Source organism: Aurantiacibacter sediminis (assembly GCF_016019885.1).
Classification (GTDB): Bacteria; Pseudomonadota; Alphaproteobacteria; order Sphingomonadales; family Sphingomonadaceae; genus Alteraurantiacibacter; species Alteraurantiacibacter sediminis.
Window position 1 is genome coordinate 111412 of sequence record NZ_JAEANY010000002.1, and the last position, 14109, is coordinate 125520.

Sequence of the window (14109 nt, forward strand, 5' to 3'; positions counted from 1 at the left end):
TTTAAGCGAATTTTGCGCGCAATTAAAGCATCGCTTCGTGAATCGCCTCTTGCGCAGCGGCGGTCATTGTCTTGCGGTTCTTCAGTTCATCCCCCGACAGCGGCGGGAGGAAGTGGACTGTCAGCCGCACGGGCTTCAGCCGGGCGAGAATGCGTTTGAAGTTGTCGAGGCCGGGCTCGTCTCCTACCCAGCTTACATGCGGCACGTCTTCATAGGCGAGCAGAACCGGCTGCACCGTGGCGCCTTCGGGCAGCGGTTCTAGAGCGCCGAGCAGCGAGGACTTGAACGGCAGCAAGTCGGTGCCGTCGCTTGTCGTTCCCTCGGGAAAGAGAGTCAGCGTGCCGCCATGGTCCAGCGCGGCGCGGATGGCATCGGTCTGCTCACCCACGCTGGTGCGGCGGTGGCGGGCGACAAAAATCGTCTCATTCATTTCGCACAGCCATTTCAGCAGGCCGAACTGCGCCAGCCCGTCATGCGCGACATAGGCAGAATTTGCAGCGTGCGAGAGCGCGAGAATATCCATCCAGCTGACATGGTTGGAAAGCAGAAGCGCGCCGGGAACGCGTTTGCCCTTCTTGCTGAGATTAAGTCCCGCCGCAAAGCCTACGCCCGTCAGGAACATGCGCGGCCACATCCGATCGAGCCCCAGCAACTTCCACAGATAATGCAGCGGCACGCACACGATCAGCAGCACCAGCATCAGCAGGAGACGAAGGGCCATGAGGAGGTAACCCAGCGGCGAAATTCGCACCACGGGGTAGGGAACAGATTGGGCCATTACTGGCGCGCTCAGCTCTTCTTTTCTTCGCGGTCGAGGCGGACGGCGTAAAGCTCCATGCGGTGATCGACGAGGCGATAGCCCAGCTTCTCCGCAATCTGGCGTTGCAGCGCCTCCAATTCCGGATCGACGAATTCAACGACCTTGCCGGTCTCGACATCGATCAGGTGATCGTGATGCGCTTCGGGTGCAGCTTCATAACGCGCGCGGCCATCGCCGAAGTCGTGGCGGTCGAGAATGCCCGCCTCTTCGAAAAGGCGGACGGTACGATAGACGGTGGCGATGGAGATCTTGGGATCGACAGCAGAGGCACGCTCATGCAGCTTTTCCACGTCCGGATGGTCGTCGCTTTCTGTTAAAACCTTGGCGATGGTGCGCCGTTGGTCGGTAATCCGCAGGCCGCGTTCGGCGCAAAGGGCTTCAAGATCGATCATCGTTATGTTCTGGCCTGATTTGGCTGAAATTCAAACCCCAAAAGGGAAACGCCCCGCAGCCTTAGGGGCACGGGCCGTTTCGCTCAAGATCGTGTCCGGCAGAAACACCGGGACAATTTGATCGATTGGATCGATCAGACAGACTTCAGGACTTTGCCTCTTTCTTCTTCGGGCGTTCACCTGGCTTGCGGCCCAGGCCGATCTTTTTTGCCAGCTCGCGGCGCTTCTCAGCATAGGCGGGGGCGACCATGGGATAGTCGGCGGGCAAGTTCCAACGCTCGCGATATTCATCAGGGGTCATGCCGTAAGCCGTCATCAGGTGACGTTTGAGCATTTTCATCTTCTTGCCGTCTTCAAGACACACGATGTAGTCATGTTTGACGGAAGAGCGGATCGGGACCGCCGGTTCGGGCCGCTCCTCGCTCGGCGCTTCGACACCGAGACCGGCAAGCGCACCGTACACATTCTGGATCAGCGTCGGCACCGCATCGACATCGACATTGTTATTCGCGACATGCGCGGTGACGATGTCGGCTGTCAGCTCGATCAGCGTGCCTGTATTATCTGTATTCGTAGAGTCCATAAGTTCCTCTGATTGCGACCGAATTTTTGTATTGCCAAGCGTCTTTCGCGCGCCGGTTCGCGGGAGCCCATGCGATAATTACGGTTGCCAAACAAGACCTATTCGGAGGCCCTGCATAGCATATTTCGACGTGCTGTTGGAAACAAACGACTTAAATTCGGATACGCTTAAGTTAGGCGAGGTCGCGGGCGAAAGTAATCGCGTCCAAAGGCCCGCCAATTGCACCGCGATAATAGCCTTTGCGAAGACCGACCTGTTTGAATCCCAGCTTGCGATAGAGATGCTCTGCAGCATTGCCCTCGCGCATTTCCAGAAACACCCGGCGAACACCGCGCGCGCGGGCACTGGTGAAGAATTGCTCCATCATGTCGCTCCCAAGTCCCTGACCGCGATATTCTGGGCGAACGGCGATCAGGAGCAGCTCTTCTTCGTCTGCCGCGCTGCGTGATAGGGTAAATGCCGTCGGACCTGAGCCGTCCTCGGTCTCGCCCCCAAGCATAAAATGCGTGTTGGGCGTGACGAGCGCATCGGAAACCTGACGCCGCGTCCATGCCTCGCCATAGGCGTGATCGAAGGCATCCTGCATCACCGCCATGATCGCATCGACCGGATCCCCCATCACGCTTGCCCCGGCTTTTTCGCGTCAGGCGCGCGGCCGTAGATCGGCGTGAGGTCCGCAAGTAGATGCGTTTCGTGCAGCAGGGACGCCGCCCGCGCGTCCGGCCCGAGATCGAGCGACATGGTGTCGTCACCAAGCAACTCCGCCAGCTCGCTAGACCGATTGCCTACCACGACCCGATGTTTCGCGAAGTGCGCAGCATCCTGCGGGGACAGCGACTGGACAGGTCCTTCAGCGGTGCTGCTGTCCGAAAAGTTCTGCACGAACCATTCTCCATGGCCGCCATTCATGCACACGGTGACGGGGCGCGGATTGGGCTGCCAGCTCCGCACGGCCACCAGCGTGAGCGTAGGATACCCCAGCACTTCTGCGCCCCAGGCAAGCCCAAGCGCACGCGCTGTGGCGAGGCCGATGCGAACTCCGGTGAAACTGCCGGGACCGAGCGAGACCAGAATACGGTCTGCCCGGCCCTTATTCGGCAATTCGGCGATCATCGGCACAAGCCGTTCGGCATGGCCGCGGCCGAGGACTTCGTGGCGGAAATGCTTCTGGTCCCCGCCCAGCAAAGCTACGGAGCAAGCCTCTGTCGCACATTCGATCGCTAGCGTTCGCATAGCGACCGCGCCTAGCGCCTCAGATCACTTTGTTGAAGGTATCAAATTCGGGACGCGGGCTGCGATCGAAAATCGACTCCGGATCGCCATAGCCGATCGAACACAGCCAATCGGCGGTGTAGCGCGGCTGGTCGGCGAAGAATTGCTTGGTGGTCTTCTCCGGATCGAAGCCCGACATCGGACCGCAATCGAGGCCGAGCGCGCGGGCGGCGATCATCAGATAGGCGCCCTGCAGCACGGAATTGCGGAATGCGCTTTCCTTGCGGCCTTCAACCTTGCCTTCGAACCAGCTTTTCGCATCGGTGTGGGGGAAAAGCCACGGCAGCTGCTCGTGGAAATCGAGGTCGTAGCCGATGATGACGGTGACAGGCGCGCCAAGGATTTTCTCCTTGTTTCCTTCATCCGCGCAATCGGCGAGCCGCTGCTTGGCTTCGTCAGTCGTGACCCAGACGAAGCGGCCCGGCTGCTGGTTGGCAGAAGTAGGGCCCATTTTCATCAGGTCGTAAATCGCTTCGATTTGCTCGCGAGAGACATCTTTGTCGAGCCAGCCATTATAGCTGCGGGCGTCGCGGAAAATGATATCGAGCGCGGAATCGGAAAGCGTTTCTGACATGAAGGGTATATCCTTGAAAGAAAGGTAAGAGGGTTCGACCGGGCAACGCAGGAGCGCCCGGTTGGTTCTCGAAAAATCCTGGGCAGGCTTACGCTGCGCGCACTTCCTTCACTTCAGGAACGTAATGTTTCAGCAGGCCCTCGATGCCGTGTTTCAGCGTGGCGGTGGAGCTGGGGCAGCCCGAGCACGCGCCCTGCATTTGCAGGAACACCACTCCGTCGCGGAAACCACGGTAGCGGATATCGCCGCCATCGCTCGCCACGGCGGGGCGCACGCGCGTTTCGAGGAGTTCGTGGATCTGCGCGACGATATCTTCAGTGCCTTCGTCGTCCTCGATATCAGCAAGGTCCTCTTCGGGCGGCACAGCGATACCGCTCGCATCGCCGCCAGCAAACAGCGGAGCTTCGGAAACGAAATGGTCGAGCAGGATGGCGACCACCTGCGGCTTCAGATCGCTCCATGACACGCCCGGTGCCGAGGTGACCGAGACGAAATTGTAGCCATAGAAAACGCCGGTGACTTCGCCTGTATCGAACAGCGCCTGCGCCAGCGGGCTCGCCTCTGCCTCTTCCGGCGTCGCGAAATCGCGAGTACCGCTTTTGATCACTTCCCGTCCGGGAAGGAATTTGAGCGTGGAGGGGTTGGGCGTTGTTTCGGTTTCTATGAACATACCTGCAAATGTAGTGCTGAGGCGCGGGTGCGGCAAGGGAACAAAGGCTGGGGCGCGGCACAGTTTTTCTTGAGCGTATTCACCGGACCTTCATTCCTCGCTAAGCTAATGGGCACCATGCACAAATTTGTCCGCGCCACTCGCGCTCTTCTGCCCTTTGCTTTTGTCGCCACCTTGGCGGCGCCGCTGCCTGCCTTTGCGCAGAACCCGTGCTTTATCGGCGCGAGCGCGGAAGATGAGCCGGAATTCGCGCGCCCCGATGATCCGTGGATTTACCGCGGCACCGATATTCCGGTCGATGAGCAATGGCTGTTTGGAGAGCTGCCCAATGGCGTGCGCTATGCCGTGCGGCAGAACGATGTGCCGCCGTGCCAGATCTCCCTGCGCGTGCGGATCGATGCAGGATCGTTGCACGAGGAAGATGACGAGCGCGGTTTTGCTCACTTGCTCGAGCACATGGTTTTTCGCGAAAGCGCGACATTCGGCCCTGGCGAAGCGATCCCGCATTTCCAGCGGCTCGGTGCAAGCTTCGGTTTCGATACCAATGCGACGACTAGCCCCACGGCGACCACATACAATCTGAACCTGCCGAACATCACTCGCGCGACTGTCGATGACAGTGTGCGCCGCTTTGCCGGCATGGTGATTTCGCCAATCCTGTCAGAAGAAAACCTCGCACAGGATGTGCCGATTGTATTGAGCGAACGGCGCGAGCAGGCCGGGCCGCAGCGCCGCGTAGCCGAGCGCACGACGCAGACCTTCTTTGCCGGACAGCGCCTTGCAGAGCGCAGCCCCATCGGCACGGTCGAAACGCTGGAAGGCGCAACGGCAGAGGCGGTGCAGGCCTTCCATTCGCGCTGGTATCGCCCGGAAAATGCCGTCGTTGTGCTGGTCGGCGATGCCGATCCGCGCGTGCTTGCCAGCATCGTTGAAGAGCATTTCCGCGATTGGGAAGGCGAGGGCGCATTCGTGCCAGCGCCCGATTTCGGAGACCCTATCGCGCCCGCCGATGCCGATCCGGAAAATCCGGTGGGCGAAGTCGATGTCATCGTCGAGTCCGGCCAGCCGCGTGCGATGACATTCGCAATCATGCGTCCGTGGGTCGAGGTGGTCGACAATCTTGAATATAACCGCGGCAATCTGCTGATGCAGGTCGCCTCCAGCGTCGTCAATCGGCGGCTCGAAAACCGTGCGCGGGCAGGCGGAGCGTTCCTGTTTGCAGGGATCGGTCGCGAGAAAATCAGCCGCTCGGCGGATGCGACTTTCGTGACTCTCGTGCCACTGACAGAGGACTGGGAAACCGCGCTCACCGATGTGCGCAGCGTGATCGCCGATGCACTTGCAGAACCGCCCGCACAGAGCGAAATCGATCAGGCGGTATCCTCTTTCGATGTCGCATTTGTCGACATGGTCGATCAGTCTCGCATTCAGGCAGGTTCTTCGCTCGCCGATCAGATCGTGCAGGCGGTGGACATTCGCGAAGCTGTGGCGAGCCCGGAGACTTTCCTCGAAGTGTTCCGCTCAGTCGCGCCGCGTTTCACGCCCGAAGACGTCTTCGCCGCCACTCAGCGCCTGTTCGAAGGCGACGTTATTCGCGCGACGCTGATGACGCCGTCGCCGGGCGAAGCGACGCCGGTGGATGTGCGCACGGCGCTTTCCACCCCGGTGGCCGCGAGCGCGCTGGCGCGTGACGATGCAGAGGCGATCGATTTCGCCGAACTCCCGCCCGTGGGTGAACCTGCTGCCCCTGTCAGCCGTCGACCCATCGGCATTCTCGAAATGGAGGAAGTCGAATTCCCCAACGGCGTGCGCGCTCTTCTCATGTCGCGCGACAATGAGCCGGGCCGTGTCACCGTGCGCGTGCGCTTCGGTGCTGGCTGGCGCGGGGTTGAGGATGATGAAGCAGCGATTGCCAATCTTGGTCCGCTCGCGCTTGTCAATTCCGGCATCGGTCCGCTCGATCAGAACGATCTCGACCGGCTGGCGGCAACGCTAAAGGTCAGCTTCGATTTCCGGATCGAGGACGGCGCTTTCGTCTTCGAAGGCCTGACCCGGCAGGAAGATCTGGAGGAACAGCTCTATCTCTTCGCAGCCCAGCTCTCCATGCCCGCATGGGACCCCAATCCGCTGGACCGGGCGCGCGCTTCGTCCGTGCTCGCCTATGACAGCTACGGCAATGATCCGAACGGCGTGCTGAATCGCGATCTCGACTGGCTGCTGAAAGACCGCGACCCGCGCTTCGCAACCCCGACGCCCGACCAGCTGGCAGAAGTGACCGCAGCGGATTTTCGCAGCACGTGGGAGCGCCTGCTCGGCCAAGGTCCGATTGAAGTCGCCGTATTTGGCGATATCGACCGCGACGCTGCGGTCGCGGCGCTGGGCAGCACCTTTGGCGCGCTGCCTGCGCGTGATCCGCTTCCTAGCGATGTGGCGATGCGCGAGCAGTCTTTCCCCGAAGCCGGGCGCATGCCGACGACACTAACCCATGCGGGCGATGCCGATCAGGCAGCGGGCGTGATTGCCTGGGAGACCGGCGGCGGTTCGGACGGTATCGTCATGAGCCGCAAGCTGGATCTCCTCGCACAGATTTTCAGCAATCGGCTGCTCGATGGCCTGCGGGAGCGTTCCGGCGCTGCCTACTCGCCTTTCGTCACCAGCAATTGGCCGCTCGATACCGATAGCGGTGGCGTGCTGTTCGCGCTGGTGCAGATGGAGCCGCAATTGCTCTCCGCCTTCTTCGATGAAGCGGAAAGCCAGGCGCAGGATCTGGCAACCAATGGCCCGACGGCTGATGAGCTTGAACGCGCTGCAGAGCCCGCCCGCCAGTATCTCAACCGCGCGCAGACGGGGCATACCTTCTGGCTCAACCAGATCCAGGGTGCTGCCTTCGATCGCAACCGGCTGGTCTATCTCCCCTCGATCTATCGCGACTACGATGAAGCGACCGTGGAAGAGATGCGCAGCCTTGCAGAGCGTTTCCTGACTGGGCCGGGCTTCCGCCTACAGATCCTGCCCGCCACCAACGGAATGGCAGGATCGGCGACGGCGGCAGAGGCGGGGCGGTGAAGGCGAAGGCTGGCTATCCCGCCCGGCAGATAAGATTTCGCAAGTAACCTTTGCGCCTGTGCAATTGCGGGAGTAGAAAGTCGTTTCTCCCCGCAATTTTCGCATACTTCACCCGCCGGGGACGGGCGCATATTGGACGAATTGACCGTGGCACAGAATTGGACACCCGATAGCTGGATGCAGGATCGCTTCACCGCGATGCACCTGCCGCAGTATGAAGACGCTGGCGCGTTGGCCGATGCCACGCAGACGCTCGCCGGGTTTCCGCCGCTGGTCTTTGCCGGGGAAGCGCGCAAGCTGCGCGGAGAGCTTGGCCGCGTCGCGCAGGGAGAGGCGTTCCTGCTGCAGGGCGGCGACTGCGCGGAAAGCTTCGCCGAATTCTCGCCCAACAACATCCGCGATACGTTCCGCGTGATCTTGCAGATGGCGGCGGTGCTAACCTTCGCAAGCAAGCTGCCGGTGGTGAAGCTGGGCCGCATGGCCGGACAGTTCGCCAAGCCGCGCAGCTCGGACACCGAGACGCAGGGCGATGTCACTCTGCCAAGCTATTTTGGCGATAATGTCAACGGGATCGAATTTTCGCCCGAAAGCCGCACCAATGATCCGCAGCGCATGGTCCGCGCCTATTCGCAGGCGGCGGCCACGCTCAACCTGCTGCGCGCCTTTGCCGGCGGCGGCTATGCCAATCTGCGGCAGGTGCACAGCTGGACGCTCGATTTCATGGGCCGTAGCCCGTGGGCCGAGCAATACCAGAGCATTGCCGACCGGATTGGCGAAGCGCTCGATTTCATGGAAGCCTGCGGGATCGACATCGAAGACCAGCCGCAGCTGAAAACCTCCAGCTTCTATACCTCTCACGAGGCGCTGCTGTTGCCTTACGAGCAGGCGATGACGCGCGAGGATTCGCTGACCGGCGAATGGTATGACACTTCCGCCCACTTCCTGTGGATCGGCGATCGCACGCGGTTTGAAGGCAGCGCGCATGTCGAATTCCTGCGCGGTGTGAATAATCCTATCGGCATCAAATGCGGGCCGAGCCTCGATCCTGATGTGCTGCTGAAATTGCTCGATGTGCTCAACCCGTCGCGCGATCCGGGCCGCATTACGCTCATTAGCCGCTTCGGCCATGACAAGGTGGAGCAGGGCCTGCCGCCGCTGGTGCGCGCGGTGACGCGTGAAGGCCAGCCGGTAGTGTGGAGCTGCGATCCGATGCACGGCAATGTGATCAAGGCGGACAGCGGCTACAAGACGCGGCCCTTCGAGCGGATCCTTGCCGAGGTGCGCGGCTTCTTCGCGGTTCATCGGGCAGAGGGTACGCATGCTGGCGGTGTCCATCTGGAAATGACCGGACAGGATGTGACCGAATGCACCGGCGGCGCCGTGGCGATTACCGATGAGGGACTGAACCACCGTTATCACACGCATTGCGATCCGCGTCTCAACGCCGCGCAATCGCTGGAATTGGCCTTCCTGCTTGCCGAAATGCTCAATCTGGAGCTGGGCGAAAAAGGTCGCGCCGCCGCCTGATACGTTCCTTCACTGCGCATCAGGGATAACCCCTAAGTGCGCGCGCGGTGTCGGCTAACCCAATTCGCATAATGATCTTCCATCACCTGTTGGAGGATCATTTTGCCCATCTGGCAACACCTACGTGTAGCATTGGTCGCGGCGCTCGCTTGGGCACTGCTGGCAGCGGGCAGTCTTGCAATGGTCAATTCGGCCGGAGCCGCGCTATTGATCTGGGTGCCGGCGGGCGTCGTTGTCGCAGCCTTCCGCTTTACCCCGCGCCAGCACTGGCCGGTTCTTGCCGCGCTGCTGCTGCCGCTGATTTACATCACAATGATCCTGTTGGGCAGCGAAGCGATTGCATCGATAGCCTTCACCATTTCCGCTTTGGCGCAAGCTGCAATCTGCGCTCTCATCAGCGTGCGGATCCTCGGCGGGCGCACTGCTTTGCCGCGAAGCGCGCGCCAGGTGGTCGGTCTGTTTGGCGCTGCTGTTACGGGTTGTCTCGCAGGGGCGATGATCGCCCTTCCGTTTCGTGCGGAGCAGACTTTTGCAGAGTTCGCCTACCTGTTTCTCGCCAATGTCCTGGGCATCCTGATCATCACGCCGATGGTCTTGCACGTCGGGGGCATCATCCTGCGCATTCGTCGCGGCCGCGCGCTGGAATTCGACCGCGAAATGACATTGGCCTTGCTCGCCTGCGGATCGCTCTGCTTTCTGGCGCTGCGGGTGGAAGGTATCTCGCTCATGCCGCTGCTTGTGGCGGCGATGGTCGCAATGGCGGTACGCTTCGGCCATGCCGCCATTTACCTGACGCTGATCAGCTATGCTGCCGTCGCCACAGTGCTCAGCCTTGGCGGAGAGAACCCGGTTGCCTTCATTTCCGTAACGCGCGATCAGGGCGTGCTGCTGATTCAGAGCTGGCTGCTCACTCTGCTTGCCACCGCGCTGCCCATCGCGGCCATGCTGATGAAGTGGCAGGACATGCAGTTCGAGCTTATCCGGCGCAATTCGGGCATGCACGAAAACCTCATGATGCTCGACTTGTCGGAGCAGATGGCCGGCATCGGGCGCTGGCGCATGGATCTGGTAACGGGGGAGCAAGAATGGTCGCAGCGCATGCTCGAAATCTCCGGTCTGCCCGATCACTTCGAACCCAATTTCGACGACCTGCGCGAACTGCTGCCGGACAAGGGGCTTGAGCTGATTGGCCATCTGGCGCGCAATCGCCGGGCGCGTGAGCCTTTCACTTTCGATTACAAGGTCAATTCGCCGGAGAAAGGCGAGCGCATCCTGCGCATTTCCGTGCTCAATGAATTCGACATCACCGGACGGCGTATCGCGTTGTTCGGCATTGCCATGGATGTGACCGAGCAGGTCCACCGCGTACAGGCGCTCGATCTGGCGCGCGGACAGGCGATGCGGCTGGCGGCAGAGGCGCAGAAGCTCGCCAATACCGATCCGCTCACCAATTTGCCCAATCGCCGCTGCACTTTCGGGCGGCTGGAATCGATGGTGGCTGTCGCTGCCAAGCACGATTCCGCGCTGACGGCGATTATGTTCGACATCGATCACTTCAAGTCGATCAATGATCAGCACGGCCACCAGACGGGCGATGAAGTCATTGTGCAGGTGGCCGAGCTCGCCCGCAGGCAGGCACGGCAGGCCGATGTTGTCGGGCGGATCGGGGGCGAGGAATTCGTGTGGCTGCTTGCCGGCGTCGATGCCCGCAGAGCACGTTCCTTGGCAGAAAGGCTGCGCCAGGCTGTCGAAAGCGGTATCGAAGGATCGCCACTGCCCAACGTCACGATCAGCGTCGGTATGGCCCAATTCCGGGCAGGCGATGACGGGGACGAACTGCTCGCCCGTGCCGATGCGGCGCTTTACGAAGCGAAGGAAGCCGGGCGCAATCAGGTGCGCCGCGCCGCCTGACATTAAGCGGGAAACTCTTTGCAATCCGGGGGTTTCATTTGCAGCCGGTGTGCCGCATGGTATTGCTGAGTGTCCAAACCGCTTGACAGGAGATGGCGTTGCCCGAAGCCGCTCAGCAATCCACGACTGCCGCAACGCCTGATGACCTAGCCGCGCAATTCCGCGAGACGCGGGCGCTTACGGAGAGCCTGCTTGAGCCGCTGAGCGAGGCGGATGCCACCATTCAGTCGATGGAAGATGCCTCTCCCGCGAAATGGCATGCGGCGCATACCACGTGGTTCTGGGAGACATTCCTGCTGCGCGATCACGTGGCCGATTACCAGCTGTATGACGAGCGCTGGCCGTTCCTCTTTAATTCCTATTACGAGGCGGAGGGCGACCGCATCCTGCGTGGGAAGCGCGGCCTGATTTCACGGCCTACCGTGGCGCAGGTGCTGGACTGGCGGCACGCGGTCAACGATGCGATGGATGCTTTGTTGGATGATCCGGCACATACTGAACTCATCGCCCTCGGCATCGCGCATGAACAGCAGCATATCGAATTGCTGCTCACCGATATCAAACACGCTTTCAGCAAAAACCCGCTCGGCCCGGCGATGTGGGAGCATGCGGAAAACCGGTCGCCGTCGCAGGGGACGGGCTGGACGGAGCACCCCGGCGGCATCGCGATGATCGGCCATCAGGGTAATGACTTTGCATTCGATAATGAAGGGCCCGCCCACCGCGTCTTGCTGGAGCCTTTTGCTCTCTCTAAGAGCCTCGTCACAAATGGCGAGTGGGCGGATTTCATCTCCGATGGCGGCTATGAGGATCACCGCCTGTGGCTGTCCGATGCCTGGGCATGGCTCAGCCGCTGCAACATCACCGCGCCGCTCTACTGGCGTGAGGACGAGCATTTCACGCATACCGGCTGGCAAAAGCGCGATCCCGATGCGCCGGTCGCGCATATATCCTATTATGAGGCGGATGCCTTTGCGACCTGGGCGGGCAAGCGCCTGCCGACCGAATTCGAATGGGAAGCGATTGCGCGAGGTAGCGATGCATCCGGCGGAAACCAGCTCGACAATGCCGCGCCGCCTTCGCCCCGGGGCACGCCATCGCTGTTTGGCGATGTCTGGCAATTCACCCGCTCCGGCTATCTGCCATACCCGCGCTTCCAGCCTGCGGAGGGCGCGGTCGGCGAATACAATGGCAAGTTCATGGCCGGACAATGGGTGCTGAAAGGCGCGAGCTGCGCCACCGTGCGCGGCCACTCGCGCGCCACCTATCGTAACTTCTTCTACCCCCAGCAGCGCTGGCAGTTTACCGGACTGCGCTTGGCCAAGGACCTTTGATGAATACCAAGACTGATATCCGCCTTGTCGATCTGGATGAGGATGGTGTGGACCGCGCCTTTCGCGCAGATGTGCTGACGGGCCTCAAATCGGATCAAAAAGCGATCCCTGCCCGCTGGTTTTATGATGAGCGCGGATCGCAGCTGTTCGAAGATATCACCAAAGTCGAGGAATATTATCCCACCCGCGCCGAGACCGAGATTTTGCGCGAACGCGGCGATGAATTTGCGAAGCTGATCGGGCCGGGCCGGGCTGTCGTCGAATTCGGCTCCGGCTCTTCGGTGAAAACGCCGCTTCTGCTGTCTGCGATTGAACCCGGCTCATATGTTCCGCTCGATATTTCGGGCGAATTCCTGCGCGCCGCAGCGGCCGATCTGTCAGCGAAATTTCCCGGCCTGCCAGTCTATCCGGTAGAGGCGGATTTTACGAAGCCTGTCGAATTGCCAGCTGAAGTCTCCGACGCGCCCAAGCTGGGCTTCTTCCCCGGCTCTACCATCGGCAATATGGTGGCGCGCACCGCCACAGACCTCCTGCGCAACATGCGCGAGACGCTCGGCGATGAGGCGCTGCTGCTGATCGGCATGGACCTCATCAAAGACGAGGCGATGCTGAAAAGCGCCTATGATGATGCAGAAGGCGTGACCGCGGCGTTCAATATGAACCTGCTGACCCGCATCAATCGGGAGCTTGATGGCGACATTCCGGTCGATGCGTTCCGCCACGAAGCGCGGTGGGTCGAACCCTATGCGCGGATCGAGATGCATCTTGTCGCGCAGGAGGATGTTACCTTCACCGTCTCGGGCGAGAGTTTCTCGATGCAGGCGGGTGAGACAATTCACACGGAAAACAGCCACAAATTCGATCTGCGCAGCGCGAATATGATGCTGCTCGCAGGCCGATGGACGCCGGTGAAGCGCTGGACCGATGCAGAAGAGCGCTTCTCCCTCATCCTCGCTCGTGCCGCAATGCCGAGGAATGCGCCATGAGCGACTGGCCGAGCCTCGATTTCGCAGCGGATCGGCCAACAATCGAGACCGCGCACCTCGTCCTGCAAATGGTCGGCAAACTGCCCACACGGCTACACCCTTGGGTCAATCACGGCTGGCATGTCGCCCTGCGCGTCACGCCGCGCGGCTTCGCCACCCGCATGATGCCGGCCGCCAAGGCGCGCGATTTCGCGGTAGAAGTCGATATGCGTGACGGGCTGGTCCGCGCTTGGTGCAGCCATGGGGGATCTTGGACGACAGACATCCCCGGCAAAACAATCGCGCAGCTTCACGCCGATATGAGCGCGATGCTCGAAGAAGCGGATCTGCCCGCTCCGCTCCACGGCGCGCCGAATGAAATGCCGGACGTAATCCCCTTCGCCGCGGATGACAGGCCGCGCGAATGGGATGCGGATGCGGCCACCCGGTTGCACGGTGCTTTCGCTGCGGCAGACCGCGTATTCAGCACATTTCGCTCGCGCTATCTCGGCAAGTCCTCTCCCAGCCACATGTTCTGGGGCAGCTTCGATCTCGCGGTCACGCGCTTCTCCGGACGCCGCGCACCGCCACATCCCGGCGGGTTTCCCAATTTACCGGATGAGGTCACGCGAGAGGCCTACAGCCACGAGGTCATTAGCGCAGGCTTCTGGCCCGGCGGCAATGGCGTGGATGAAGCGGCATTTTATGCATACGCCTATCCATCGCCCGATGACCTCTCGGAAGGCACAATCGCGCCTGCTGCCGCCTATTGGCACAAGGACCTGGGCGAATTCGTGCTTCACTATGCCGATGTCGCCGCCGCCGGAGATCCCGAAGCCGCGCTGATGGCGTTCCTCCATTCGAGCTTCGATGCGGCAGCCGCGCGCATGGATTGGCCGGATGATCTGGCGACCTTGCAGGTTTCCTATGGCGAACCGGCGCAGCAAATATGAGCGGCGTCTCGCGCCGCAGGAAATTGCTTCCTATATAGCGTG

Annotated in this window: 13 protein-coding genes; 6 read left to right on the forward strand and 7 right to left on the reverse strand. The window is 61.2% G+C overall.

Annotation, left to right across the window (positions count from 1 at the left end; all coding sequences use genetic code 11):
* Positions 1 to 22: 22 nt before the first annotated feature.
* The 7 genes from I5L03_RS06040 to I5L03_RS06070 form a co-directional block, all read right to left on the reverse strand.
* On the reverse strand, positions 23 to 721 hold the full coding sequence (locus I5L03_RS06040; protein ID WP_234035107.1) for a lysophospholipid acyltransferase family protein: 699 nt from the start codon (positions 719 to 721) through the stop codon (positions 23 to 25).
* A gap of 68 nt (positions 722 to 789) precedes the next feature.
* Complete coding sequence (locus tag I5L03_RS06045; RefSeq protein WP_197920860.1) at positions 790 to 1212, reverse strand: Fur family transcriptional regulator; 423 nt, start codon at positions 1210 to 1212, stop codon at positions 790 to 792.
* Positions 1213 to 1357: 145 nt separating this feature from the next.
* A complete protein-coding gene (locus I5L03_RS06050) occupies positions 1358 to 1795 on the reverse strand; it encodes a MucR family transcriptional regulator (protein WP_197920861.1) in 438 nt (145 codons plus the stop codon).
* A 172-nt stretch (positions 1796 to 1967) separates the two neighbouring features.
* Entirely contained in the window at positions 1968 to 2414 is a 447-nt protein-coding gene (rimI, locus tag I5L03_RS06055; RefSeq protein ID WP_197921474.1) for a ribosomal protein S18-alanine N-acetyltransferase, read from the reverse strand.
* Positions 2414 to 3028 carry a tRNA (adenosine(37)-N6)-threonylcarbamoyltransferase complex dimerization subunit type 1 TsaB gene (tsaB, locus tag I5L03_RS06060; protein WP_197920862.1) on the reverse strand — a complete coding sequence of 205 codons (615 nt, stop codon included), beginning with the start codon at positions 3026 to 3028 and terminating at the stop codon, positions 2414 to 2416. Before tsaB ends, rimI begins: the two co-directional genes overlap by 1 nt.
* Positions 3029 to 3047: 19 nt before the next feature.
* On the reverse strand, positions 3048 to 3641 hold the full coding sequence (locus I5L03_RS06065; RefSeq protein WP_197920863.1) for a malonic semialdehyde reductase: 594 nt from the start codon (positions 3639 to 3641) through the stop codon (positions 3048 to 3050).
* Between the two features lie 88 nt (positions 3642 to 3729).
* Complete coding sequence (locus I5L03_RS06070) at positions 3730 to 4311, reverse strand: NifU family protein (protein WP_197920864.1); 582 nt, start codon at positions 4309 to 4311, stop codon at positions 3730 to 3732.
* Positions 4312 to 4428: 117 nt separating this feature from the next.
* Here I5L03_RS06070 and I5L03_RS06075 point away from each other — a divergent pair, with 117 nt between their 5' ends.
* From I5L03_RS06075 to I5L03_RS06100, 6 genes are all read left to right on the forward strand, one after another.
* On the forward strand, positions 4429 to 7377 hold the full coding sequence (locus I5L03_RS06075; protein WP_197920865.1) for a M16 family metallopeptidase: 2949 nt from the start codon (positions 4429 to 4431) through the stop codon (positions 7375 to 7377).
* A gap of 147 nt (positions 7378 to 7524) precedes the next feature.
* Positions 7525 to 8904, forward strand: coding sequence for a class II 3-deoxy-7-phosphoheptulonate synthase (locus I5L03_RS06080; RefSeq protein WP_197921475.1), 1380 nt, complete (start codon positions 7525 to 7527; stop codon positions 8902 to 8904).
* A 102-nt stretch (positions 8905 to 9006) separates the two neighbouring features.
* Positions 9007 to 10815, forward strand: coding sequence for a sensor domain-containing diguanylate cyclase (locus tag I5L03_RS06085; RefSeq protein WP_197920866.1), 1809 nt, complete (start codon positions 9007 to 9009; stop codon positions 10813 to 10815).
* 92 nt (positions 10816 to 10907) lie between these two features.
* Complete coding sequence (gene egtB, locus I5L03_RS06090; RefSeq protein ID WP_197920867.1) at positions 10908 to 12149, forward strand: ergothioneine biosynthesis protein EgtB; 1242 nt, start codon at positions 10908 to 10910, stop codon at positions 12147 to 12149.
* A complete protein-coding gene (gene egtD, locus I5L03_RS06095; protein WP_197920868.1) occupies positions 12149 to 13135 on the forward strand; it encodes an L-histidine N(alpha)-methyltransferase in 987 nt (328 codons plus the stop codon). The genes egtB and egtD overlap by 1 nt, the downstream gene beginning before the upstream one ends.
* Entirely contained in the window at positions 13132 to 14067 is a 936-nt protein-coding gene (locus I5L03_RS06100; protein ID WP_197920869.1) for a DUF5996 family protein, read from the forward strand. Before egtD ends, I5L03_RS06100 begins: the two co-directional genes overlap by 4 nt.
* Positions 14068 to 14109: the final 42 nt, after the last annotated feature.

What these genes read in the sequence shown, in the direction of transcription:
- I5L03_RS06040 (WP_234035107.1), bottom strand. Translation starts at nt 721, where the DNA reads ATGGCCCTTCGTCTCCTGCTGATGCTGGTGCTGCTGATCGTGTGCGTG.
- I5L03_RS06045 (WP_197920860.1), bottom strand. Translation starts at nt 1,212, where the DNA reads ATGATCGATCTTGAAGCCCTTTGCGCCGAACGCGGCCTGCGGATTACC.
- I5L03_RS06050 (WP_197920861.1), bottom strand. Translation starts at nt 1,795, where the DNA reads ATGGACTCTACGAATACAGATAATACAGGCACGCTGATCGAGCTGACA.
- rimI (WP_197921474.1), bottom strand. Translation starts at nt 2,414, where the DNA reads ATGGGGGATCCGGTCGATGCGATCATGGCGGTGATGCAGGATGCCTTC.
- tsaB (WP_197920862.1), bottom strand. Translation starts at nt 3,028, where the DNA reads ATGCGAACGCTAGCGATCGAATGTGCGACAGAGGCTTGCTCCGTAGCT.
- I5L03_RS06065 (WP_197920863.1), bottom strand. Translation starts at nt 3,641, where the DNA reads ATGTCAGAAACGCTTTCCGATTCCGCGCTCGATATCATTTTCCGCGAC.
- I5L03_RS06070 (WP_197920864.1), bottom strand. Translation starts at nt 4,311, where the DNA reads ATGTTCATAGAAACCGAAACAACGCCCAACCCCTCCACGCTCAAATTC.
- I5L03_RS06075 (WP_197920865.1), top strand. Translation starts at nt 4,429, where the DNA reads ATGCACAAATTTGTCCGCGCCACTCGCGCTCTTCTGCCCTTTGCTTTT.
- egtB (WP_197920867.1), top strand. Translation starts at nt 10,908, where the DNA reads ATGGCGTTGCCCGAAGCCGCTCAGCAATCCACGACTGCCGCAACGCCT.
- egtD (WP_197920868.1), top strand. Translation starts at nt 12,149, where the DNA reads ATGAATACCAAGACTGATATCCGCCTTGTCGATCTGGATGAGGATGGT.
- I5L03_RS06100 (WP_197920869.1), top strand. Translation starts at nt 13,132, where the DNA reads ATGAGCGACTGGCCGAGCCTCGATTTCGCAGCGGATCGGCCAACAATC.